This window comes from Paenibacillus sp. NRS-1782 (assembly GCF_050467685.1).
GTDB classification, from domain to species: domain Bacteria; phylum Bacillota; class Bacilli; order Paenibacillales; family Paenibacillaceae; genus Paenibacillus; species Paenibacillus terrae_A.
Map to the genome: position 1 here is coordinate 1 of NZ_JBITPH010000134.1, position 528 is coordinate 528.

Sequence of the window (528 nt, forward strand, 5' to 3'; positions counted from 1 at the left end):
GTACATATTACACACGGGAACTCTGGCTATGAGCAAGGGTTCCTTTTTCATTTTGGAAAGGAGAAATCAGGATGATGATATTGTTACTAGCATTAGCTATAGAAATCTGTATTTGGCTTAGCATATTCTTCACTGTAATTCTGAATGAGAGAAGAATGAGCCGGATTGGAAATCAAATTCGTAAACGTAGAAACGTTAATTCCATACATAAAAAACGCCAGAAATAATGAGAAAGCTGTAGACATAAAGGAGCAAGTGATATAAATGAAATGGATGAAATTGAAGATCGATCAACTGGTACATGCCGAATATAATCCAAGGAAGGATTTAAAAGCGGGTGATCCAGAGTTTGAAAAGATCAGGAATAGTGTTATCGAATTCGGTTATTGTGAACCAATTATTTGTAATAGCGATTATACCATCGTGGGAGGTCATCAACGTGCCAAAGTGTTGAAGGTACTCGGATACGATGAAGTCGATTGTGTTATAGTCGATGTGAACAAGTCAAAAGAGAAAGCCCTGAACATA

Annotated in this window: 1 protein-coding gene; it reads left to right on the plus strand. The window is 36.9% G+C overall.

The annotated features are described in order from the left end of the window. Window positions 1–264 precede the first annotated feature (264 nt). The coding region (locus ACIFQM_RS25070; RefSeq protein WP_430066438.1) for a ParB N-terminal domain-containing protein at window positions 265–528 on the plus strand (264 nt) is incomplete at its 3' end.